The sequence below is a fragment of the Mixta sp. BE291 genome, assembly GCF_031457955.1.
In the GTDB taxonomy this organism is placed as follows: Bacteria; Pseudomonadota; Gammaproteobacteria; order Enterobacterales; family Enterobacteriaceae; genus Mixta.
Map to the genome: position 1 here is coordinate 90,729 of NZ_JAVDXN010000006.1, position 22,730 is coordinate 113,458.

The window sequence follows — 22,730 nt, forward strand, 5'->3', positions numbered from 1 at the left end:
CAGATTAAATGCGACAAACTAACCGTCCCGGTCAGCCAGCGTGAATGTCCTTTAACAGCCCTATTCCCTCTGGCAAACTGACGGCAAAAGTTTACACCTTGTCTATTCAGCATAACGCGGATTTGTTGCTTCGCCAGTGGCTTAGGAGATTTCCGAACGGTTGCTGGCCGCAGAGGCAAAACCCTGATTGTAATGAGAACCGCATGACCCAATTTAATCCTGCCCAGTTCCGTCAGCAGTTCCCGGCGCTGGCCAACGCGGGCGTCTATCTGGACAGCGCCGCCACCGCGCTAAAACCGCAGGCGGTGATCGAGGCCACTGAGCATTACTACAGCCTGAGCGCCGGAACCGTTCATCGCAGCCAGTATGCCGCGGCGCGAAAGCTCACCGAGCGCTACGAAAGCGCGCGCGCGCAGGTAGCCGCCCTGATTAATGCCCCACAGCCGCAGGCAGTTATCTGGACGCGCGGCACCACCGAAGCGATTAACCTCGTCGCGCAGAGCGCCTTCAGGCCGAGATTACGGCCCGGCGACGAAATTATCGTCAGCGAAGCAGAGCATCATGCCAACCTGGTGCCCTGGCTGATGGCCGCCGAACAGACCGGCGCGCGGGTGGTGAAATGGCCGCTGGGGCCAGACTATCTACCCGATATGGCGCTGTTGCCCACGCTGTTGAATAGCAAAACGCGCCTGCTGGCGCTGGGGCAGATGTCCAACGTAACCGGCGGCTGTCCCGATCTGGCGCAGGCGATTCATCTGGCGCATGCCGCAGGCGCGCTGGTGCTAGTTGATGGCGCGCAGGGCGTGGTGCATTGCCCGCCGGACGTTCAGGCGCTGGATATCGATTTTTATGCCTTTTCCGGTCACAAACTTTACGGTCCGATGGGCATCGGCGCGCTGTATGGCAAACCGGCGCTGCTGGAGGCGATGCCCGCCTGGCAGGGCGGCGGCAAAATGCTTAGCGATGTTGATTTTAACGGCTTTACGCCGCAGCCGGTGCCGTGGCGTTTTGAGGCGGGTACGCCAAACGTCGCGGGCGTGATTGGCCTGAGCGCGGCGCTGGAGTGGCTGGAAAGCGTGGATATCAATGCGGCGGAGCGCTGGTGTTGCAGCCTGGCGACGCTGGCGGAAGAGCAGCTGCAGGCGATTCCCGGTTTCCGCAGCTTTCGCAGCGGCGAATCCAGCCTGCTCTCTTTTGATATCGCCGGGATTCATCACAGCGATGTCGTGACGCTGCTGGCCGAAAGCGGCGTAGCCGTGCGCGCTGGTCAGCATTGCGCCCAGCCGCTTATGGCGGCATTGGGCGTTGCGGGTACGCTGCGCGCGTCGTTTGCGCCTTATAATAGTCTGCAGGATGTCGATGCGCTGGTGCGCGCCATCCATAACGCCATCACTTTACTGGCCGAGTAACCACTATGACGCTTATCGCCCCACATCCGTTTGCCGAACTGATTACCGTCTCATCATTAAAAGAGAAGTTTGCCGCCTGTCCCGGCTGGGAAGAGCGTTACCGTCAGCTGATCCTGCTGGGCAAACAGCTGCCGCCGCTGCCGGAGGCGCTGAAAAGCGCGGGCATTGAGCTAAGCGGCTGTGAAAATCGCGTCTGGCTGGGTCATCAGCGTTTGCATGATGGATCGCTGCATTTTTATGGTGACAGCGAAGGCAGGATCGTACGCGGCCTGTTGGCGGTGCTGCTGACGGCAGTTGAGCGTCAGCAGCCGGAAACCTTGCTACAACAGGATCCGTTACAGCTGTTTGATGAGTTAGGGCTGCGCGAACAGCTCAGCGCCTCGCGCAGCAGCGGGCTTGATGCGCTGGCGCAGGCGGTTCGCGCCGCAGCCGCTAACCCTGACGCGCCGCCTTCGCCAACATTTTCTTAAGCACGTGTGATACCGCCACAAAGCCAAAGGTGGCGGTGACCATGGTTGCGGCGCCAAACCCGGAGGCGCAATCCATTCGTTTTGGCCCTTCCGCCGTGCTGCGTGACGCGCAAACGCTGCCGTCCGGCTGCGGATAAACCAGCGCTTCGGTAGAAAATACGCAGTCGATGGCGAGCTTGCCTTTGCTGTTCTTCACCACGCCGAAATCGTGCTTTAGCCGCTCACGCAATTTCGCCGCCAGCGGATCCTGAACGGTTTTCGCCAGATCGCTCACCTGAATTTGGGTGGGATCGATTTGCCCGCCCGCGCCGCCGGTGGTGACCACCGGGATCTTATTGCGTCGACACCAGGCAAGCAGCGCTGCTTTTGGTCGCACGCTATCGATCGCATCGATCACATAGCTGTAGCCAGCGCTCATTAACTCGGCAGTATTATCAGGGGTAATAAAATCGTCTACGCAGTGAACCGTACATTCAGGATTGATCGCCCGCATGCGCTCGGCCATCACTTCTGTTTTTGCCTTGCCGACATTACCCTGCAAAGCGTGAAGTTGACGGTTGGTATTGGTAATGCAGACGTCATCCATATCGACAAGCGTAATGGTGCCGATGCCGGTGCGCGCCAGCGCTTCCGCCGCCCACGAACCGACGCCGCCAATGCCGATCACGCAAACGTGAGCGTCGGCAAACAGCTGTAATGCGTCCTGACCATAGAGACGCGCCGTACCGCCAAAGCGCTGTCGCCAGGCGTCAGAGAGAACTCTCATGAAATAACCTTTGTTGATAGTCGATAGCGGACCAGAACGGTCCGCCATACTGAAGTTTACTGGCTGGCGCTGACCAGCATTGAACCATTCTGGTGGTTTTGCGCATTGCTGAACAGCGTGGTACCGGTGCCTGGCGCGCTTTTCAGCACCCAAACGCGGCCATAATGGTTAAAGAAACCGGCCATATGCCCCGCTTCCGGCCCGATACCCTGATAGATATCAAAGTGCTGGCCTTTAATTGCGCCGCCGACATCCAGCGCCACCATCAGGCGCATCTCATACTTACCGGTAAATTTACCGTCGTTATTTAACAGCGGCACTTCCGCCAGCAGCACTGTGCCCGGCGGGATCAGCGAGCGGTCCGCCGCCACCGACGCTTTCGCAATCAGCGGCACTGCGCTGGCACCGCGCACCGGCGTAAAGTCTTCCGGCTTAAAGAAAACGAAAGAGTTATTGGTTTCCAGCAGCGCACGCACCTCTTCCGGGCTATGCTCATCGGCCCATTTGCGAATCGCCTGCATCGACATATCTTCGCGTTTCACTTCGCCGCGATCGATCAGCTCCTTACCGACGCTGTGGTAGGCCCAGCCGTTCTTGCCTGCGTAGCCAAAGAACATCAGCGGACGTCCATCGCCGTAATCGACATAGCCGCTGCCCTGCACGTCCATAATAAAGTTATCCATCAGCGAATTACTGTAGCCAATCACATAGCGCTCATCCAGCGCGCCGCTGTAAATCTGTGCCCGGCTCGGCAACTTGCGGCCTTTACTACGCGGCGGCATACGGTAAAGCGGATACTGGAACTCGCCCTGGCGCGTATAGCGCGCATGGATCACCGGCGTGTAATAGCCGGTAAACTGCACGTTACCGTAGTTATCCGTGCCTTCCATCTGAAAAGCATCCAGACCAAACAGCCGCAGCTGGCGCGTATCGCCGCCTGCCAGCAGCCAGTTTTCAATCGCGCTATAGGTATTAGTTTGCCGTGTATATAAAGAAGAGGAGGCGAAACGGATTTCACTGACCTGATCGCCGAAATCTTTCCCGTTAACCGGACGCCCTTTGGCATTCGGCTGATTCACCAGCGCCAACGGCTGCTCAATTTTACCATCTTTATATTGCTGACCACGATCGGTCGGCTTAGAGGAACACCCCGCCAGCAGCGCTAACAGCGCGCCCGTAACCCAATACTTCGTCCAACGTCCGTTCATTATCTTCTCACCTCGGCTGCGTGCAGGGCACGATAGCAAAGGGGTTATAAGAATGAAATGCGTTACCAGAAAAAGAGTGGCGCGTTTTGTGTAGAAAACCACCATGCTGCGGATATATTCAACAACCTGCGCCGTTATGCTAATTAATTTTAAAAAAGGGGTTGCATGAAAATCCGGTAAGAGTATAGTGCGCATCCACGGACGCGGGATGGAGCAGCCTGGTAGCTCGTCGGGCTCATAACCCGAAGGTCGTCGGTTCAAATCCGGCTCCCGCAACCAATTAAGCAGTACGCAATAAGCTTGTCGTGACGGAAGCGACAACATCCGGACGCGGGATGGAGCAGCCTGGTAGCTCGTCGGGCTCATAACCCGAAGGTCGTCGGTTCAAATCCGGCTCCCGCAACCAATCATTAAAACACCCTTAAGGGTGTTTTTTTGTATCTGGCGTTTGGTAAAACCGGTTCGCCTGCGACAGGCTCCCCGGTTACCGCACTATTTATAGCGTGCCAGCGCCGCCCCTTTCGAAAAATAGGCTTTGATGCCGCCCAGAATCGCTTCGGCCACCTGCTGCTGATAGCGCGCCGTACGCAGCTTGCGCTCCTCCGCCGGGTTACTGATAAACGCCGTCTCCACCAGAATCGACGGAATATCGGGCGCTTTAAGCACCGCAAACCCCGCCTGATCCACGCTGCGCTTATGCAGATGATTCACCTTGCCTATGCGCGTCAGCACTTCCTTACCAAACTTCAGGCTATCGGTAATGGTCTGGCTTTGCAGCATATCGAACATCGTATGGTCGAGATAGCGATCGCCACTTTTACTGACGCCGCCAATTAAATCCGATTCGTTTTGCGTTTGCGCGAGAAAGCGCGCCGCCGCCGAGGTTGCGCCTTTAGTGGAAAGCGCGAACACCGAAGAACCGCGCGCCGCCCGACTGGTAAAGGCGTCGGCGTGAATAGAAACAAACAGATCGGCGCGCTGTTTACGCGCCTTTGCCACGCGCACTTTCAGCGGAATAAAGACATCCTCATTACGCGTCATATAGGCGCGCATATTCGGCTCTTTATCAATGAGCGCCTTCAGACGACGGCCGATTTTCAGCACGATATCCTTTTCACGCGTCTTATGCAGGCCATGCGCGCCGGGATCTTCGCCGCCGTGTCCCGGATCGATCATGATAACAATCGGACGGTCGCGTCCTGCTTTGCCGGGCAGCGGCGCTTCGGCAGGCTGCGTCCGCTCCAGCTCGCCCTGATTGTAATCCTTGAGCAGCGCCAACAGCGGATCGTCCTGCGTATCGTAGGCCGCATAGAGATCCACCACTAAGCGATGTTTAAAGCCAGCGACCGGCGCCAGCGTAAACAGGCGCGGCGAGACGTTCTGCTTCAGCTCCAGCACAATACGCACGGTGTTTTGATCAAACTGGCCCACGCGCGCCGTTTTGATATAGGGATCGTTGCGTTGTACCAGCTGCCCTACCCCTTTCAGCACCCGATTCAGATGCAGATTTTCAATATCGATCACCACGCGATCGGGATGGCTCAGGGCAAACTGCTTATATTTCAGGGCCACGCTTGATTCAATGGTCAGGCGGGAATAGCTGGAAGAAGGCCAGATGCGCACCGCAACAATATGGCTGCTGGCCGCCAGGCCAACCCGGCTCACGCTCAGTAACCACATTGCTCCAGCGCCCTGTAACAGCCGACGACGGCTGATAACGGGATGAGATTCGGACATGCCGCTCCAGATACTGTGTTGTGTCTAAAAAAAAGCCAGAAAAAAAAGTGGCGAAAACTTTAACCCAATCGCTTTTATGCTGTCATCCGGAAAAAACCATTAAATGCAGCCTGTTAAGCTTATTAACCGATTGTGAAAAATGATAAGCGATCATAAAAGCAGCTTGCACTTCAGGCAACAAAAGAATAAAAATACACAAAAACCGAATATTCATGCAAGAGAGGGTTTGCCGTGAAGGAACGTAGCACCGCACTGGTTCAGGGTTTTCGCCATTCCGTTCCCTATATCAACGCTCATCGGGACAAGACTTTCGTGATTATGCTCAGTGGCGAAGCGATCGAGCATGAGAACTTCTCCAGCATAATTAACGATATTGGCCTGCTGCATAGTCTGGGTATCCGGCTGGTGGTGGTGTACGGCGCCCGGCCGCAAATTGATGCTAACCTGGCAGAACATCAGCTGGAGCCGCTTTATCATAAGCATACTCGCGTAACCGATGCGCAATCCCTTGAGCTGGTTAAGCAGGCCGCCGGACGTTTACAGCTGGATATCACCGCTCGCCTGTCGATGAGCCTGAGCAATACACCGCTGCAGGGCGCGCATATTAATGTCGTCAGCGGCAATTTTATTATTTCTCAGCCGCTGGGCGTGGACGATGGCATCGACTATTGCCACAGCGGACGCATTCGCCGCATTGATGAAGAGGCGATTCATCGCCAGCTCGACAGCGACGCCATTGTACTGATCGGTCCGGTGGCGGTGTCGGTCACCGGCGAAAGTTTTAATCTGACCTCGGAAGAGGTAGCCACCCAGCTGGCGATCAAACTGCGGGCGGAAAAGATGATCGGCTTCTGCTCTGAACAGGGCGCGACGGATGATGAAGGCAATATTATTTCTGAACTGTTCCCGAACGATGCGCAGGCGCGCATTGAAACGCTGGAGCAGCGTGGCGACTACCTTTCCGGTACGGTGCGTTTCCTGCGCGGCGCGGTGAAAGCCTGCCGCAGCGGCGTACGCCGCAGCCATTTAATTAGCTATCAGGAAGATGGCGCGCTGTTGCAGGAGCTGTTCTCCCGTGACGGCATCGGTACGCAGATTGTGATGGAATCCGCCGAGCAGATCCGCCGCGCCACCATCAACGATATCGGCGGCATTCTGGAGCTCATCCGTCCGCTGGAGCAGCAGGGCATTCTGGTACGCCGCTCGCGTGAACAGCTGGAGATGGAAATCGATAAATTCACCATTATCGAGCGCGACAATCTGACCATCGCCTGCGTGGCGCTCTATCCTTTCCCCGATGAGCAGATTGGTGAAATGGCCTGCGTCGCGGTTCACCCGGACTATCGTAGCTCTTCTCGCGGTGAAATGCTGCTGCAGCGCGTCGCTTTGCAGGCACGCCAGCTGGGGTTGAAAAAGCTGTTTGTGCTAACCACCCGCAGTATTCACTGGTTCCAGGAGCGCGGCTTTACGCCGGTAGATATCGAGCTATTGCCGGAAAGCAAAAAGCAGATGTATAACTACCAGCGCCGCTCTAAGGTGCTAATGGCTGATTTAACCTGACTTCTTAGCAAATAGCGACTGGCGCAGCCTGGGCTGTGCCTGTTCATTCAGGCGGGATCCCAGCGTTTCCGACAGGATAAAGTATTAAGCCAGGCGGTTTGTTTATCGCTATCTCTATCCGTAAGGTTTTCAAGGCAAAGTAAGCCATACCCTTGTTTAGTCATGATAATGCCGATGCCGATAATTGATCCTTTCTCCGCTTTGATACGCTGCCACTCCTGCTCAGGCAAACGTAACCTCACCGGCTGATTCACCAGCTTTGGCTCTGAGCCATTTAATATCACTCCCTCAATCAATACGGGATCGGGATAGCCAGAGATTAACGATGGCGATCTTCCTGGTTTAAGTGAAGAAATAATCTCCTCTTCTTTTTTTTCTTTTTTTACTTCAACAATAATTTTTTTTTGCGGATGTAACATTTCTACGCCCTTAAACATGGCGTTTTCCGCTGTTATGTCTATTGGTCGTGTTAAAAACGAAGCCATACTCCCCCGGCAAAAAAGTGCGAAAATCGTTAAAACCATTGCAGCTTTTAATACATCACAATACTTATAGCATATCAATGCTGAACCCTCCTGGCTCAGGTGTGAATCCCAAAAAGCCAGAAAAAGAACGGAACTGACCTTCCCTTATTGCTATCAGCTGATGGTATAAATTGTCAGGCGTATCGATCCCGGGTATGGCAGAGGGCAGAACGCCTGCCTTATTAAAGGCCAGACTGGCATGAGTAGAGCAGTTATTGCCTAAAAGGCTAAAGCTTCCAGGATGATGCTTCATTTCATTCCATGCAGCAGCAAAAAGCATGGATTCTGCTTTGGATACTTTAATTAGCAGTAAGGTGATGCCAAATTATATTTTTTAGCAACTACAGCATCAACATAATGGATCCTGCCGTAAATGCCGGAGGCAAAATCGTCATAGGTCATAACAACGCCGTCCATTCCCATCCCAGTGGAAGCTGATACCCCCAGATAGCCTGCACCTGTACCGTAAAACCCTACAGGCGATCCATCGCTTAACACACAATCAGCATGTTGTTCTAACAGGTCTGGTACATGTGCGGGAAGACGTTTACCACGAACAATTAAGCCGATTTCATTATCAACGATGATTTTTCCCATGGTCACGCTGTGACTTTATTCTGTTTTATATCAAATCCCATCGCAACTTCAGCGCCTTTCACGCCGTTGCTCATCTGCTTCCAATAATGAATTTCTATCGCTGCAGCCTGGAAGTTATAAGTCACTAACGTCTGACTTCCATTTGATCCGCCGATATTCACATCAGTTATTAATGTATCTTTTAATATAAATGATGCGTATTCCATTGATTTTCCGCCGCCAGCCTTACAAAGTGAAACGTATACATCTTTAATATGGTGGCCAGTAACACACATTTTCATTAATGTCGGCGTCGCGTTATCGATCGCGGCGACTACGCTGAGATCTTTAAAATCAACCTTGCCCGCGCCACCTCCGCCGCCTCTATAGTTACTTACCTGCTGAGAAGCCCCCCAGTTAACAGAAAATATATCTATCCATTCCTTGTGATTCGCCTCTACACATTCACCAGCAACCCCTGCAACGCGTAAATAAAAAGAATTTGACATATATCCTTCCTGGAAACTTAAAGCGACATTCCAATGAGGTTAATATATATCCATTGAGCGAGGCATGAATGTTAAGCAATATATAAATTTCTTTTTTTAATTAGCCAGCTAAACATTTAATAATTCATCGACAACAGCGTAATCTCATACTTTAAGATATTACGCTGTTTTTCGAAGTGAGATAAAAGTGGGAATTAAAGATCGAACGTCTCAGTACAGGGAGCGCTCAGACGCTCCACTAATCCGCTGCGGCGCTGGGTACGCACGGCAACCGCACGCGCAAAGATTTGTCGATCGGTATAGAGCGTTAGCTGGCTGCGCGCGCGAGTAATGGCGGTATAGACCAACTCACGCGTTAGCACCGGCAAATAGTGATTCGGCAACACCAGCGCCGTATGCTCAAACTCCGATCCCTGCGATTTATGCACCGTCATCGCCCAGGCGGTATCGTGCGGCGGTAAACGGCTTGGCTGTACCGCCTTAATCGAGCCGTCCGGCAGCGGGAAAAAGACCTTCAGCGCGCCGCTGGCATCATTCATGGCAACGCCAATATCGCCGTTAAACAGCCCCAGCGCGCTATCATTGCGTGCAATCATCACCGGCCGCCCCACATACCAGCGGCTTTGCGCTTGCGGCCGCCGAATTCGGCGCTGCTTCAGCAGCTGACGTTCAATACGTTCATTTAAACCCGCTACGCCAAACGGCCCTTCACGCAGCGCGCAGAGCAGCCGGTAACGGGCGAAGGCCGCCAGCACTTTATCCGCCTCCGCATCGCTTTGCAGCAGCGACAGATAGTCGTCGTAACCGGCAATACCCTGCTCCAACAACTGCTGGTAATGTTCGGCGCTGCTTAGCTCGCTGCGACAAATATCAGCAAAGCCCGCGCCAAAAACCTTTTCCGCCGCTTTGGCATCGCCTGCGTTCACGGCCTGCGCCAGCTGTCCGATGCCGGAGCGGGCATCGAAACGATAGCTCTTGCGCAGCAGGCAGATACTGTCGCGTACGTTGGGCATATCGTCACCGTCCGCGCCGTCCAGCTCACAGCCGGTGAGCTGCGCCAGCTGCCGGGCGCGAGCCGTGCTGTAGCCCGCTTCGGCGCAGCGACAGATATCGCCCAGTACCGCGCCTGCTTCAACCGAAGCCAGCTGATCGCGATCGCCAAGGAAAATCACCCGCGCATGTTTCGGCAACGCGGCAATCAGATTCGCCATCATCGGCAAATCCACCATTGAGGCTTCATCCACCACCAGCACATCAAGGTGCAGCGGGTTACCGGCGTGGTAACGCAGGCGCTGACTGTTGGGCTGCGCGCCCAGTAAACGGTGCAGCGTGGTGGCATCATCAGGAAAGGCGCTGCGCTCCGCGTCGCTTAGCGTTAATGCCTGTAACGCCTTACCCAGCGACTCGGTTAATCGCGCCGCCGCTTTGCCGGTTGGCGCCGCCAGACGAATACGCAATTTCTGCTGAGAAAGGCGAATCAGCGCTGCCAACATTTTCGCGACGGTAGTGGTTTTACCGGTGCCAGGGCCGCCGGAAATCACGGAAATATGCCGGGTAATCGCCACGGCAGCGGCAATTTTCTGCCAGTCGTCAGGACGTTCGCCAAACAGCTCATTTAATATCTGCTGCAAATCGGCGTCGTTAAACGCAGGCACCGCCTGCTCGGTAGCGATAAAGCGCGCCACATGCCCTTCTCCGCGCCACATCCGATGCAGATAGAGCCGTTGCTGCGCCAGCACCAGCGGCGTCGGCTTTGAGCCATCGCTGACGGCATGACTTTGCAGCAGCAAACGCTGCCAATCTTCCGGCTGCCCAACCGTTTGCCAGATCTCGGCCGCCAGCTCCGGCTGCCGACCGGCGAACAGCTGCCCGTCACGAAGATGGTCGAGCGGCAGACAGACATGCCCTTCGCCCGCCTCGGCGCTCACGCAGGCCGCCGCCAGCATCAGCGCCGGTTGTTGATCGTCCGCCAACATATGGGCGAACTGCAAATCCAGTGGGCGTATCAGGCGCTTATCCACCGCCTCACGCAGCAACTCGCTTATTTTTCTCATTTCGCTTCCACCTTGTCTCCGGTAAACAGGCGATCCAGCGCCATGACAAAATCTGCAGAGGGACGGTGATGAAACACGCCGTTCTCACTGGCGCTGCCGTCCATTCCGCGTAAAAACAGGTAAAACACGCCGCCGAAGTGGCGCTGATAATCGTAATCCGCCACACGATGACGCAAATAGCGGTGCAGCGCCAGCGTATAGAGCTGATACTGCAAATCGTAACGGTGGCCGATCATCGCCTCCGCCATCGCCTGCGGCGTATAGGCCGCGCTCTCTTCACCCAGCCAGTTAGACTTATAATCCAGCAGGTAATATTTTCCCTGCCAGCAAAAAACCAGGTCGATAAAGCCTTTCAGCATTCCCTGCACCTGCTGGAAATTCAGCTCCGGCGCGCGCGCCGACAGGCTGTCGTGCTGGCGCATCACCGCATCCAGCGCTGGCGCGGTCAGCAGCTGGTGCATCGGCAGGTAAAATTCCAGTTCCACCAGATAGCGGCCCGGCGTTAGCCCTGCCAGGTGAATGCCTTGCTGGTTAAGCGGCGTTTGCAATACCCGGCCGATCCAGTCGGAAAGCATCGGTAGCCACTGCTCGCCAAAACCGGCCAGCTGCAGCTGCTCCGCCAGCCAGGTTTCCTCCGGCGGCTGGTTAAAATCCAGCGTTTCAAACAGGCCATGCAGAAAGGTGCCCGGCGACGCGCCGCGCGGAAAGGTATGCGGCGTCAACGCTGGTGCAGCCACTTCAGCGGTTTCGCCTGCCGCGTCGATATCGAAACGCGGCGCCAGATCGAGCGCCACCGTCGGGCCGTGCTGTTGCAGGCCGGAGTAGCTGGTTACGCGCCAGTGATCCTGCAAGGGACGGGTGATCACCAGGCTATCCAGCTGCGGCATACGATCGCCTTCCGGCTGCCAGCGCCCTTCCGCCGCCTCTTCCGGCATCATCACTTCTACCGCATCGTTGCTGAGATCATGCAGCGCTTGCTGTAGGCCGCTGGCGTTCAGCGCCTCGCCGCGCTGGACCAGATAACCCACCGCGCTTTTGTGCAGGTCACTGTTGCCCTCTTTCTTACGATTGCCCTTGATCAACGGCGCCATGCCGATGCTGCAATGATAAACCGAGCGGGTCAGCGCCACATACAGCAGGCGCAAATCCTCCGCCAGCCGCTCCTGTTCCGCCAGCGCCAGGCTCTCTTCATCATCGCTTAAATCCAGCAGCGCCTGAAACGTTTGGCGATCGTGATACAGCCCCTGCGCCGCTTCGCGGAAGTTAGCGGCAAACGGCAGCCAGACCAGCGGGTATTCCAGCCCTTTTGATTTATGGATCGTCACGATCTGCACCAGGTGACGATCGCTTTCAAGGCGCAGCTGCTGACTGGCCGCCTGATGATTAGGCTGCGCGATTTGCTGCGCCAGCCAGCGCACCAGCGCATGTTCGCTATCCAGCTGTGCGGCAGCTTCCTGCAACAGCTCGCCCAGGTGCAGCAGATCGGTCAGCCGCCGTTCGCCGCTTTCAGAGGCCAGCAGGTTTTCCGCGATATGGCGACGGGTCATCAGCTCACGCAGCATGGGCAACACGCCGCGCTGCTGCCAGCGCTGGCGATAGGCGGCAAACTCCTCAACCAGCATGTCCCAGCGATCTTCATCCTGACTCATCGCATCAATGGTGACCGCATCCAGCCCTAAAATGCTGGTCGCCAGCGCGCTGCGCAGGGTGCGTTCCAGCTCCGGAGCCAGCACCGCCTGCAGCAGCCACAGCAGTTCACGCGCTTCCGGCGTGGTAAACACGCTATCGCGATTGGATAAATAGACTGAAGGAATATTCAGGTTTTCCAGCGCATCACGAATAACGGCAGCCTCGCTGCGGCTGCGCACCAGAACGGTAATATCCGAGGCGCTGACCGCACGCCGATCGCCCTGCTTGCCCACCAGCGCCTCGCCTCGCAGGCCAGCCTGTAGCCAGTGAAGGATTTCGGCTGCACACTGGCGCGCCATCCACTGCTGATATTCGCTAACGCCCACGCCTTCGCCGGGCTGCAGCCAGAAGCGCAGCGCTGGCTGCTCCGCCCCGTTCAGATGAAAACCGCGCGTTTCATTGGGCGGCGCGGCATTAACCTCAATAAAGGGGATCTGACTGAATAAGAACGGGTTATCCAGCCGGGAAAAGAGTTGATTAACGCTGGCGACCATCGCTGGCGATGAACGCCAGTTGGTGTCCAGCGTGTAGTGAGCGCTGATTTCCCCACGGGCGCGCATATAGGTAAAAATATCCGCGCCGCGAAAAGCGTAAATAGCCTGCTTGGGATCGCCAATCAACAGCAGCGCGTTTTCCGGCTGCGCAATATAGAGACGCCGAAAAATACGATACTGCTGTGGGTCGGTATCCTGGAATTCATCGATCAGCGCCACCGGATAGCGGGCGCGAATCGCCTCCGCCAGCAGATCGCCGCCAGGCTGATGTAGCGCCTCATCCAGACGGCTAAGCAGATCGTCGAAGCCGAGCAGCGCCCGCAGCTTTTTCTCTCGGCGGGTTGCCAGGCGAATCTCATCCAGCGCGCGGGCGATAATCAGATCGCGTAATGAAAGCGGCTCGGCGAAAAAGGCATCCACCTCCGCAAATAATGGATGCCGCGGCGGCTCGCCTTTTTTGGTTTTTTCCAGCAGTACGCTCTGACGGAAACGCGCCAGATCTTTCGGCACCGCGTAGCCCAGCGTCTCTTCTTCAACCCAGGCCGCCACGTTATTTAGCCAGGCAGGTAAATGCTTACTGCTGTAACTGCGCTTATCCACGCCCGATTTTTCAATCAGCTCGCGCAGGTCCGCTGCCGCTGCCCGCCATTGCGCCTTCAGGTTATCGATGCGTGCCACGATCTTTTCATGGCGCTGCGCCAGCGTCTCTTCGCTATCCGGCGCATATTTTAACGCGGGCGATTCGCCATGCAGCCAGGGGGTTAAGGTGGAGAGGAGTTGCTCCGGCCCGGTCCATTCCTGGGCAATCACTTTCGCGATCGTCAGCGGCAGCGGATAACAGTGGCGCCGCCAGAAGTCAGCGGCCGCCTGACGACGCAGCGCAGATTCGTCTTCAATAAGCTGCTGTTCAAACAGCATTCCTGACTCAAACGCGTTGAGGTTCAACATGCGCTGGCAAAAGCCGTGGATGGTAAAAATCGCCGCCTCATCCATTTGCCGCTCCGCCGCCAGCAGCAGCGCGGCGGCATCGGCGGGATCGCTGATTTCCTGCATCAGCGCCGCCAGCACAGGATTTGCGCTATTGCCGCGTACGCAGGCCAGCCGCAGCTCATGGATATTCTGACGGATGCGCCCACGAAGTTCGGCGGTGGCAGCCTCGGTAAAGGTCACCACCAGGATTTCTTCCACCGACAGCGGACGATGGAAAGCATTCTGCTGCCCGAGGCCCAGTAACAGCCTCAGGTAGAGTATGCCGATGGTAAAGGTTTTTCCGGTTCCCGCTGACGCCTCGATAAGCCGCTCCCCATGGAGCGGCAAGGTTAGCGGATCGAGCCGCTGCGGATGGTTGTCATTCATTTCTTCTCGCTTGTCACCGGCAGCGTCTGCTGCAGGCTGCTAACGTTTGGCCAGGTTTTCCAGCCTTGCGGCGCGGCATATTCAGCTTTTCCATGCTGACTGCCGGAGATCTGCGACAGCATAGCCAGTCCCTGCTTAGCAATCACCGCCCGGTGGAAGAAGTCCGCCAGGCTCTGCGGCGTCAGCGCTTTAATTTGTTCGATGACTTTTTCTCGGGTATCGAAAGCGTAATTTTGCTGATAAAAATCTTTTTCGTAGCGACTGGCTTCTTCATCCAGCGTTTGTGGCCGCTGCTGTAGCTCATTAATCAGCGCCGCCTGATACTGGGCGAAATCCTGCTGGCTCATTGCCCGCAGACGTTTTTCCGCCTCAGGATAGAAAGCCTCATAGCGTTGCAGCAGCAGCGCGGGCTGCTTGCTGTTGCTTTGCAACAGGAAACCAATGCCCCACTGACGACCAACCGCGATGCGGAAACTGAATACCGCATAGCCAAGCTGCTGCTGGGTACGCAACTGGTTATAAAACCAGGGTTGAATAATCTGACTCAATAGCGTGCTGTTGGCAATACTTTGATGTTCGCTGTAGCCAACCGGCACATAGACCGCCGCCAATGCCGAGTCGCTGCTGCTGCCCGCTTTCTGAATATTGGCGCGCAGCGGCTGTTTGATAATGACATCTTTAGCATGCCACTCTTCTGTTCCCTTGCAGTTCAGCTGCTGCTTCACGTCATGCGCCAGCGATTTAACCGCCTGCGGCGACATATTCCCAACCACCAGCAACTCCGGCGCCGCCTGCTCTACCAGCATACGGCGATAGCTGTTCAGCTCTTTCAGGGTGATGGAATCCAGCAGTTTGCGGCGCTCGCTGCGTTCGGTATAGGGTAGCTGCGACAACATCTGCACCGGCTGAATCGCCTGATCAAACGCTTTACCTTTCTCCGCCGCATCCAGCTGCTGCTTATACCAGGACTTCGCCTGCGCCAGCAGATCTTCCGTTGGGACATAGCTGACGTACCCCTGCAACAGGGTAATTAACAGTTTTGGCAGCCGCTGGGTAAAGCCGCTGGCGCTCACGGTAAGCCCGTCGTTTCCACTGGTAGAGAAGCTAATGCCGCCCACCGCGGCCTGCGAACCCAGCTCATCCAGCGCCACGCCGGCCAGATAATCATTCAGCGCGAACAGCACCTGATTACGGGCGTTAGCCATGGCGGCGTCACTACGCAACGCCAGAGTAATACTGGCTTTTGGTTCGCTGGCGTAATAACGGCTCGGCATATAAAAGGCACGTAGCCCCGGCTCATTAATCAGCGGCTGAGGATGCGTTACCGGCTTGTCCGCTGTCGGGATCAGGCTAAAGTCATCGGGAATATAAGGATTCAGCGCGGGCATAGCCAGCGAGATCCCGGCGGCGGTCTGCTGCCATTGTTTGAACAGATCGGCACTGATTTTATCAACCTGATAAGGCGCATCGACAAAATAAGCGACTTTGTTGTGCGGCTCGTCAGGGCTGATATACCAGATACGCGCATTTTGCGGCGTCATCTCCTGCAGGCGGGCGTTGATTTCCGCCGGATCGTAGCGATCAGCCAGGTAAGGCGCATCCAGCGTATGCTCAACCGGCACGCGCAGCATGGTATCTACCAGCCATTCGATATAATCCATATCGCGCGTAATCGACGGATAGCGGAAATCCAGGTCCAGCACATGGGCCATTTCATCGAAGTAGCGTTTATCGATGCCTTTTTCACGCAGCATGGCAAGGTAATTAAAAATTGCTGCAACCACCCGATCGCGCTGCGCCAACCCTTTATCGGTCAGCGAAATGTTAATGGCGAAGAGGCCGCCGTTACGCGTAATCACCGGATCGGCACCGGCGTTAACCGCATCGGCCAGTCCCTGGCTTTGTAGCCAGTCAGAAAGTGTATCTTTGCTGCGGTTGCCAATCAGGTAGCTGATTAAGGTATCGGTTTTGCTGCGAAAGCGATCGGCATTGTTATCAATGCGAAATTCCACCCGCAGCTGTTTCAGCGGCTGAGCGGGAACATAATGAATGATAATGCCTTTTTGCTGGTCGGTGACCGCCGGAACCTTGATGGTGGGGACGCTGGCCTGGTGATTGCTCACCCGTCCAAATGTCTGCGCAGCGATGGTCGCCAGCTCCGGCAGCGGCTTGTTGCTGTAGATCACCGCCTTCATCAGGTTGGCCGAGTAATGCTGCTGATAAAACTCGCGCAGCGCATCGTGCAGTTTACTGCCGGGTTTATCGCTTAGCGTTTCCAGGTTACCGCCGGAGAAGCGCGCAGCAGGATGGGCAGGGTTCAGCGTTTCCGCACCTACCTGCCCCATACGATGCCCGTCGCGGGAGCGCGCCATGGTCATTTCGGCATTAACGGCGTTCCGCTCGCGATCGGCATTAACCGGATCGAGCAGCGGCTCGGCGATGGCGGCCGCCATGCGATCAACCGCAGGCGCCAGCGCCTCATTTTCCACTTCCAGATAGTAAGCAGTGCGATAGGAAGCGGTGCTGGCATTATGGCTGCCGCCATGTTTTTTGAGGAATTCTTCCAGGTTACCCGGCTCTGGATAGCGCTTCGATCCCATCAGCACCATATGCTCAAGGTAGTGCGCCAGCCCCAGCTGCCGGTCGGGATCGTCCAGCGAACCAATCGGTAACGACAACGCCGCCAGCGATTTTGTGGCCTGCGCATCGGAAACCAGCAGCACCGTCATGCCGTTATCCAGACGAATCGCCTGATAATGGCGAGGATCTTTATTACTTTTTTGAATCGCCCGATCAACAGGCTGCCAGCCTTTCTCAGCGCTGGCTACCTGGCTAAACATGGTGAAAATCAGTAACAGACTGGCTGTCCAGACAGCGTACTTTCGCATCTAATCCCCTTGAGCTTTATCCTTGTTCCCAACGCGGTATCGCTGGTCAAAACACATATCACGAGTGAAATCGGGCGGGTAACTATCCCGCCAGACGCTTTTGTTGCCGGTTAAATCGACGAGTCATCATTTTTCTCGGTATCGCTGCGGTTAAAACGCAACAGCGGCAATAGCCACTGTTCGGCTGCGGCACAAATAACATCAAGCTGCGCCGCTTCCAGCGTACGAAACAGGCGCTGCAGATAAGGATCGCTGCCTTCGCCTTCCAGCTGATAGTTGCCCTGCCAGGCAGTTAACAGCCTCGCACGCGCTTTGGCCTGCGTGGCTTCATCCATCAGCATGACGTCGTTTTTAGCGTCATAGCTGGCTTCCAGCCAGGCACCGCCGGTTTTCGCCAGCAGTAGCAGCGGCGAACTCATGCCGTCACGATAGCCTTCGACGTAGCGCGTTAGCCACGCCTGCGCCTGCTGCGCATCGACAGCGTCAAAGCACCAGCTGCTCTCTTTGCGCCCCAGCATACGGCTCTGTCCTTTACCGCCCAGCGCGCACCATGCCAAATGCTCCAGCCACAGCGCCAGGCCATCGGTAAAGTTCAGCACGCCCGGACGCCAGCGCAGCAGGCCGCTCTCCTGCACCTGCGGCAGCCAGCCGTTGAGTTTCACGCCAGCGATGGTCAGGTCGATCTCTATGCTGCGGCTTTCGGCGCGCAGCTCCCTGACCTGTTCCGCCAGCGGCGTCATCTCTTCCTGCTGCGTTTGCCAGAACAGTTCACCGAAAGCGCCATACGGCAATACGCCCGCCGCCCGATGATGATTAAACAACCGCTGGGTATCTTCCTGTTCAATCAGGGCATTAAGCAGCTGCGCGTTAATTTGATAACGATCGAGCGCATCCAGTACGAACGGCTCGGCGTCAGGCAGCTCGGTCTGCTCCAGCGCAAAACTGACCCCGAGGCGCATCGTAAAGAAGGCGCGCACCGGATGACGCCAGAAACGCAGCAGCTGTTCAAAACTCAGCTCATGCATCTCCAGCGGCGGCAACGGCTGCATAAACGGCGGATGCGGTTCGCCGCTGCCGCGCGCCGCAGGCAGCCACTCTTGCGCAAAGCTGCGGTATTCCGCCTGCGGTGCGAAGTTTTGCGGGTCGAACGGCATACGGCTATGCAGACAGTGCAGATGCGCCAGCACCCGTTGCGCGCTGTTATCGACATCCAGCGCCTCATCACCCGGCAGATGAAAGCTTTGCCCGATATAGTCCACCAGTTCAGTGACCAGCACCGAAGGATATCGTTCCGTATTATCCTGAATTGAGCGGCCAATATAGCTGATATAGAGTTTCTGCTGGGCCGACAGCAACGCTTCCAGGAACAGGAAACGGTCATCGTCACGGCGGCTACGATCGCCCTTTTGCGGCTGCTGCGCCATCAGATCAAATCCCAGCGGCGGCAGCGTGCGCGGATAGACGCCGTCATTCATACCCAGCAAGCACACCACGCGAAACGGCACCGAACGCATCGGCATCAGGGTACAGAAGTTAACCGGCCCGGCGAGGAAACGCTGGCTGATACGCTGTTGTTCGAGGCGCGCGGCCAGCTCATCGCGCAGCAGCGTAGCCGGAACGCTATCGACGTAGCGTGCCTGCAGGCCATAGGCCATAACCTGTTGCCACTGCTCTTCAATCAGCATCAGCGCGGCATCGGTATTCACATCGGCGGCGAAAAAGGTTTGCAGCAGTTCGCGGCACAGCGGCTGCCAGTCGCTAAGCGTGCGCGGCAGGGCCAGGATCTGCCGCCAGTGGTTAAGCTGCATCAACAGTTCGGCCAGGTTACCGGCCAGCTCTGCAATCAGCCCGCTGGATTCGTCATAAGGCAGAATGCCATCCCAGTCGCCGTGGCTACTTTCCATCGCATAACCCAGCAGCATACGGGTAATCCCGAAGCGCCAGGTGTGCTGACCGGTCGGCGGCAGCTCCAGCTCGCGTACGTTATCATCATCCAGTCCCCAGCGAATGCCGGACTCTTCTACCCACATACGTAACCGGCGCAACCCTTCTTCATCAATAGCAAAGCGCGTCGCCAACGCCGGTACTTCCAGCAAAGCCAGCACCTCTTCACAGGCGAAGCGGCTATCGGGCAAGGCAAGCAGATTGAGAAAGGCCATGATCGCCGGATGAGCGAAGCTGGCGCGGCGATCCGAGATCGCAAAAGGCAGATAGCGATCCGCCGAGGCGTTGCCAAACACCGCCTGAATATAGGGCGTGTAGGCATCAATATCGGCGACCATCACAATAATATCGCGTGCCGTCAGCGCAGGATCCGCCTCCATCATTGCCAACAGCTGATCCTGTAACACTTCCACTTCGCGCTGCGGGCTGTGGCAAACATGCACCACCACCGAACGATCCTGCAGATCGAGACAGCGTTTTTTATGGCTGCTTTTTAGCTCTTCCGCATTCAGCCCAATAACCGCGTTATCTTCCAGCTCCAGCAGATCGTGCTGTAACGCCTGCAGCAGGGTATCTTGCGGCACCTCAACAAAGGCATCGATCTCGCGCGCCTCCATTTGCGCCAGCAGATAAAGGTTGTCGCGCCCCAGCTTGCCCCATGAGGCGAGCAGCGGGTTGGTTAGCTGCTGTTCACCGGCGTCGTTGAACAGTGAAGAGGCGCCGTCGGGATCGCGAAACAGCGCGATCTCTTGCTGCTGTTGATGATGACGGCGACGGCGGCTTTGCAGCTTCGCCAGGAAAGCATAATCCTGAATATCACCCCAGTAGTGCCGACAGGGATTAGTGAACAGCAGATGAATATCGATATGCTTGCCCAACGCCTGCAGCGCCTGCAGATAAACCGGCGGCAGCGCCGATATGCCACAGATAAACACGCGATCCGGCAGGCCCGCCGGACGCGATTCGCTGTTCTCCAGCTTTTGAATAAACCGCGCATAAAGGTTGGCGCGGTGCCATTCCGGCTGTTCAAGATCGCGGGTATATTCCACCAGCGCGGCCCACAGCGGCGCCTGCCACTGCTGCGCCTCGCCCAGGCCATCAAGGGTTTTGCCCTGCTGCCAGCTGTTCAGCCACTCGGGGCGATAAACCAGATACTGGTCATAGAGATCGGCCACGCGCGACGCCAGTTGAAACAGCTTACGCTTGTCGTCGTCATCGTTGAGATAGTGTTGCAGCGGGCGAAACGCCTCTTGCCGCAGCAGATCGGGCAGCAGCGTCATTAGCTTCCAGCTCATGCTGGCTTTATTAAAGGCGCTCTCTTTTGGAATGCCGGGCAATACGCGGACAAACATATCCCAGATAAAAGAGGCGGGCAGCGGAAAAGCGATATTGGCTGCAATGCCGAACTGCTGGGCCAGCTGCATCTGTAGCCATTGCGCCATGCCCGGACTTTGCACCAGTACCACTTCGGACTGAAAAGGATCGCGTAACGGTTCGTTCTCAATCAGATAGGCCGCCAGCGATTTAAGAATATCGAGCTGGTTGGAGTGATAAACCGTAAACATGTTGGCTCCTGTTCAGTGCTGCTACTGCGCGTTAGCGCGGGGACACTCTACCCCTTACATTGACTAATGCAACCATCGTGCAAAAAAACCGCAAAATTACCCTGCCTTATAAGGCCAGCTGGCGGAATGACCCGCCGACCACGCTATTGAGCACAGCGCAGCTGGCTTAGCGTAACAGCAGCCAGGCCGGGCCGGGAAGCCGTCGCCTGCCATAGCAGGCAGCCTTCTGTTGCGGGCTGCGTGTGCAGCGTGGTTTGCCAGCTTTCGATCTCCTGCCCCTGCAGACGCCTTGCCGCCACGCGCCAGGCCTCGCGCTGTTGCCACTGCTGGTAAAAACCTGTCGCCAGTACCCGCTGATAGTGCAACAGCGCCGTTAAACTGACGGCAAACAGCAGCAGCGCCAGCAGCGTTTCCGCTACGCTAAAGCCTGTTTCACGCTGCATCAGGCTGACAACGATCTTGTGGAGAAAGCGGGCAAAAATCGAGCCAACCGTGCGCCCGCGCCCGCCAGCGCCCCGCCTCGCCCGGCGTCAGCCACTGCCATAGAGAGAGCGCCTCGCCGCTGGATGCTACGCCGCTGCCGCGTAGCAACGCTTCGTCGCTGGCATGGTGCAGCAGACAGGCGCGCCAGCCATGCTGCGGCTGCTGCTGGCAATGCCAGCCCTGCTGAGACGGCCAGCTCAGCCGTTCGCCCCATGCCAGCGCTGAAAGTGCCTGATGCTGCTCCAGCAGGAACTGCCGCTCGTCTGCCACCAGCGCCAGCGAACCATCAAGCTGCTGGCGCGTGGCGTGCAGCAGCCCGGCGCCCAGCAACAGGATCAGCAGCACCATCGCCAGCGCCATACCGCCCTCCTCCCTTAAGGCAAATTGTGGGTGGTGGCGATGCTTTGCAGCCTGAATATATGCGCGGGAAAGCCCGGCGATGCGCCGCTGAGCGTCACTGTGACTTGCTGCCCGCGGTGAGTAAACGCCAGCTCGGCCACGGTCAGGGTGGTGGGATCGGAAAGGCTTTCCCAGCCGTTGCCGTCGCAGCTGCTCACGGCGCGCTGCATCTCCAGTCGTTGATTGCGCAGTCGGTATCCGTACCATTCGCTCTCCTCATGCTCCGGCCCTTCCCAGCGACCATTGCTGTTTTCATCCCACCTTACCAACAGGCAGTTTTGTTGAATAATCAGCGGCGTTCCCTGACATATGCCGCGACAGTAGCCCGCCCGACGAATCGCCTTTTCCAGCAGGCTCATTATCTGCTGTAGTTCTTCCTGTAACCGCACCTGGCTTTGCAATTGCAAATTTTGCCGCTGCAAATGGGGCAGCAGACGCAACGCCCCAAGCATTAAAATGCCGCTCAGCGCCATCGCGATCAGCATTTCCATCAGGCTAAAACCAGCGGCTTTTACAGGCATGGCGCAACCTCGCAAACCCGAATGCGCCCGCGTGACGAGATAATTACTCGCCAGCGCAGTTGGCCTTCACCAAAGATAATATGCCCCGCTTTTGCTACGTTACGTTTACCGTAAAACCCCGGCGTCCCTTCTATCGCGAAAATCTGCACCTGCGGATGCGGCGCCAGCAGCTGTAGCCGGTGCGCGCGTTCGCAGCCGGTTGCGGGCACCGCTCCGCTACCAAGGCACCAGCGTTCACCCGCCAACAGCCACAACGGCTGCGGCTGGTTATGCCAGTTGGCCCAGGCGCGCACGCCATGTAAAAAGCGTTGTAGCTGCCGGGCGGTCTCCTGCATGCGCTGACGCTGCTGCCAGCTCTGCCAGCCCTGCAACGAAGCGAGGCTCAGCAGACCGGCTATGGTCACCACCAGCAGCAGCTCCATTAGGGTAAATCCATCGCTATATCTGTTTTTCATTGCCCTATTGTGCCGCGCTGACCGGCCGCGACCAGCACGTTAGCAACAGCTTGCGGCCATGCTTCCCGATTTTCTCGTTAAATTGCAACGGCTTGCACAGCGTTGTGAAACTTGCCGCATCGC

General features: G+C 56.7%; 18 protein-coding genes and 2 tRNA genes. 5 read left to right on the forward strand and 15 right to left on the reverse strand.

Going from position 1 to position 22,730, the window contains the following annotated elements:
* Positions 1-203 precede the first annotated feature (203 nt).
* Positions 204-1,409 (forward strand): cysteine desulfurase CsdA, encoded by a 1,206-nt coding sequence (gene csdA / locus J2X14_RS14940; protein ID WP_352411967.1) that lies wholly within the window; start codon positions 204-206, stop codon positions 1,407-1,409.
* Between the two features lie 5 nt (positions 1,410-1,414).
* A complete protein-coding gene (csdE, locus tag J2X14_RS14945; protein ID WP_352411968.1) occupies positions 1,415-1,879 on the forward strand; it encodes a cysteine desulfurase sulfur acceptor subunit CsdE in 465 nt (154 codons plus the stop codon).
* Here csdE and tcdA read toward each other — a convergent pair.
* Entirely contained in the window at positions 1,842-2,645 is an 804-nt protein-coding gene (gene tcdA / locus J2X14_RS14950) for a tRNA cyclic N6-threonylcarbamoyladenosine(37) synthase TcdA (RefSeq protein ID WP_352411969.1), read from the reverse strand. The two genes, csdE and tcdA, sit on opposite strands and share 38 nt — an antisense overlap.
* A 56-nt stretch (positions 2,646-2,701) precedes the next feature.
* Positions 2,702-3,853, reverse strand: a complete 1,152-nt coding sequence (mltA, locus tag J2X14_RS14955; RefSeq protein WP_352411970.1) for a murein transglycosylase A — start codon at positions 3,851-3,853, stop codon at positions 2,702-2,704.
* Between the two features lie 202 nt (positions 3,854-4,055).
* Between mltA and J2X14_RS14960 the strand changes: the two genes are divergently transcribed.
* Positions 4,056-4,132: transfer RNA gene (locus J2X14_RS14960), tRNA-Met, on the forward strand.
* 50 nt (positions 4,133-4,182) lie between these two features.
* Positions 4,183-4,259: transfer RNA gene (locus J2X14_RS14965), tRNA-Met, on the forward strand.
* An 86-nt stretch (positions 4,260-4,345) separates the two neighbouring features.
* Here the strand turns inward: J2X14_RS14965 and amiC are convergent.
* Positions 4,346-5,590 carry an N-acetylmuramoyl-L-alanine amidase AmiC gene (gene amiC / locus J2X14_RS14970; RefSeq protein WP_352411971.1) on the reverse strand — a complete coding sequence of 415 codons (1,245 nt, stop codon included), beginning with the start codon at positions 5,588-5,590 and terminating at the stop codon, positions 4,346-4,348.
* A 231-nt stretch (positions 5,591-5,821) separates the two neighbouring features.
* On the opposite strand from amiC, the gene argA reads away from it, so the two are divergent.
* Complete coding sequence (gene argA, locus J2X14_RS14975; RefSeq protein ID WP_352411972.1) at positions 5,822-7,150, forward strand: amino-acid N-acetyltransferase; 1,329 nt, start codon at positions 5,822-5,824, stop codon at positions 7,148-7,150.
* 47 nt (positions 7,151-7,197) lie between these two features.
* On the opposite strand, the gene J2X14_RS14980 is transcribed toward argA, so the two are convergent.
* The 12 genes from J2X14_RS14980 to J2X14_RS15035 form a co-directional block, all read right to left on the reverse strand.
* The gene (locus tag J2X14_RS14980; RefSeq protein ID WP_352411973.1) at positions 7,198-7,635 is read right to left on the reverse strand and encodes a hypothetical protein; all 438 of its coding nucleotides are present in this window, start codon (positions 7,633-7,635) and stop codon (positions 7,198-7,200) included.
* 64 nt (positions 7,636-7,699) lie between these two features.
* A complete protein-coding gene (locus J2X14_RS14985) occupies positions 7,700-7,954 on the reverse strand; it encodes a hypothetical protein (protein ID WP_352411974.1) in 255 nt (84 codons plus the stop codon).
* Between the two features lie 23 nt (positions 7,955-7,977).
* A complete protein-coding gene (locus tag J2X14_RS14990) occupies positions 7,978-8,271 on the reverse strand; it encodes a hypothetical protein (RefSeq protein ID WP_352411975.1) in 294 nt (97 codons plus the stop codon).
* A gap of 2 nt (positions 8,272-8,273) precedes the next feature.
* Positions 8,274-8,759, reverse strand: coding sequence for an Hcp family type VI secretion system effector (locus J2X14_RS14995; protein WP_352411976.1), 486 nt, complete (start codon positions 8,757-8,759; stop codon positions 8,274-8,276).
* A 194-nt stretch (positions 8,760-8,953) separates the two neighbouring features.
* The gene (recD, locus tag J2X14_RS15000; protein WP_352411977.1) at positions 8,954-10,813 is read right to left on the reverse strand and encodes an exodeoxyribonuclease V subunit alpha; all 1,860 of its coding nucleotides are present in this window, start codon (positions 10,811-10,813) and stop codon (positions 8,954-8,956) included.
* Positions 10,810-14,352: an exodeoxyribonuclease V subunit beta gene (gene recB, locus J2X14_RS15005; protein WP_352411978.1), complete on the reverse strand. Its 3,543-nt coding sequence runs from the start codon at positions 14,350-14,352 to the stop codon at positions 10,810-10,812. Before recB ends, recD begins: the two co-directional genes overlap by 4 nt.
* Positions 14,349-17,240, reverse strand: a complete 2,892-nt coding sequence (gene ptrA, locus J2X14_RS15010) for a pitrilysin (RefSeq protein WP_352411979.1) — start codon at positions 17,238-17,240, stop codon at positions 14,349-14,351. Before ptrA ends, recB begins: the two co-directional genes overlap by 4 nt.
* 110 nt (positions 17,241-17,350) lie before the next feature.
* Positions 17,351-20,749, reverse strand: a complete 3,399-nt coding sequence (recC, locus tag J2X14_RS15015; RefSeq protein ID WP_352411980.1) for an exodeoxyribonuclease V subunit gamma — start codon at positions 20,747-20,749, stop codon at positions 17,351-17,353.
* Positions 20,750-20,892: 143 nt separating this feature from the next.
* Positions 20,893-21,192 carry a prepilin-type N-terminal cleavage/methylation domain-containing protein gene (locus J2X14_RS15020; RefSeq protein WP_352411981.1) on the reverse strand — a complete coding sequence of 100 codons (300 nt, stop codon included), beginning with the start codon at positions 21,190-21,192 and terminating at the stop codon, positions 20,893-20,895.
* Complete coding sequence (locus J2X14_RS15025; RefSeq protein WP_352411982.1) at positions 21,182-21,592, reverse strand: DUF2509 family protein; 411 nt, start codon at positions 21,590-21,592, stop codon at positions 21,182-21,184. Before J2X14_RS15025 ends, J2X14_RS15020 begins: the two co-directional genes overlap by 11 nt.
* 14 nt (positions 21,593-21,606) lie before the next feature.
* Positions 21,607-22,152 carry a prepilin peptidase-dependent protein gene (locus J2X14_RS15030; protein WP_352411983.1) on the reverse strand — a complete coding sequence of 182 codons (546 nt, stop codon included), beginning with the start codon at positions 22,150-22,152 and terminating at the stop codon, positions 21,607-21,609.
* Positions 22,143-22,607 carry a prepilin-type N-terminal cleavage/methylation domain-containing protein gene (locus J2X14_RS15035; protein WP_352411984.1) on the reverse strand — a complete coding sequence of 155 codons (465 nt, stop codon included), beginning with the start codon at positions 22,605-22,607 and terminating at the stop codon, positions 22,143-22,145. The genes J2X14_RS15030 and J2X14_RS15035 overlap by 10 nt, the downstream gene beginning before the upstream one ends.
* Positions 22,608-22,730: the final 123 nt, after the last annotated feature.

Excerpts from the sequence above, each read along its gene's own strand:
- csdA (WP_352411967.1), top strand. The coding sequence starts at position 204 with ATGACCCAATTTAATCCTGCCCAGTTCCGTCAGCAGTTCCCGGCGCTG.
- csdE (WP_352411968.1), top strand. The coding sequence starts at position 1,415 with ATGACGCTTATCGCCCCACATCCGTTTGCCGAACTGATTACCGTCTCA.
- tcdA (WP_352411969.1), bottom strand. The coding sequence starts at position 2,645 with ATGAGAGTTCTCTCTGACGCCTGGCGACAGCGCTTTGGCGGTACGGCG.
- mltA (WP_352411970.1), bottom strand. The coding sequence starts at position 3,853 with ATGAACGGACGTTGGACGAAGTATTGGGTTACGGGCGCGCTGTTAGCG.
- amiC (WP_352411971.1), bottom strand. The coding sequence starts at position 5,590 with ATGTCCGAATCTCATCCCGTTATCAGCCGTCGTCGGCTGTTACAGGGC.
- J2X14_RS14980 (WP_352411973.1), bottom strand. The coding sequence starts at position 7,635 with ATGGCTTCGTTTTTAACACGACCAATAGACATAACAGCGGAAAACGCC.
- J2X14_RS14985 (WP_352411974.1), bottom strand. The coding sequence starts at position 7,954 with ATGCTTTTTGCTGCTGCATGGAATGAAATGAAGCATCATCCTGGAAGC.
- J2X14_RS14990 (WP_352411975.1), bottom strand. The coding sequence starts at position 8,271 with ATGGGAAAAATCATCGTTGATAATGAAATCGGCTTAATTGTTCGTGGT.
- J2X14_RS14995 (WP_352411976.1), bottom strand. The coding sequence starts at position 8,759 with ATGTCAAATTCTTTTTATTTACGCGTTGCAGGGGTTGCTGGTGAATGT.
- recD (WP_352411977.1), bottom strand. The coding sequence starts at position 10,813 with ATGAGAAAAATAAGCGAGTTGCTGCGTGAGGCGGTGGATAAGCGCCTG.
- recB (WP_352411978.1), bottom strand. The coding sequence starts at position 14,352 with ATGAATGACAACCATCCGCAGCGGCTCGATCCGCTAACCTTGCCGCTC.
- ptrA (WP_352411979.1), bottom strand. The coding sequence starts at position 17,240 with ATGCGAAAGTACGCTGTCTGGACAGCCAGTCTGTTACTGATTTTCACC.
- recC (WP_352411980.1), bottom strand. The coding sequence starts at position 20,749 with ATGTTTACGGTTTATCACTCCAACCAGCTCGATATTCTTAAATCGCTG.
- J2X14_RS15020 (WP_352411981.1), bottom strand. The coding sequence starts at position 21,192 with ATGCAGCGTGAAACAGGCTTTAGCGTAGCGGAAACGCTGCTGGCGCTG.
- J2X14_RS15025 (WP_352411982.1), bottom strand. The coding sequence starts at position 21,592 with ATGGCGCTGGCGATGGTGCTGCTGATCCTGTTGCTGGGCGCCGGGCTG.
- J2X14_RS15030 (WP_352411983.1), bottom strand. The coding sequence starts at position 22,152 with ATGCCTGTAAAAGCCGCTGGTTTTAGCCTGATGGAAATGCTGATCGCG.
- J2X14_RS15035 (WP_352411984.1), bottom strand. The coding sequence starts at position 22,607 with ATGAAAAACAGATATAGCGATGGATTTACCCTAATGGAGCTGCTGCTG.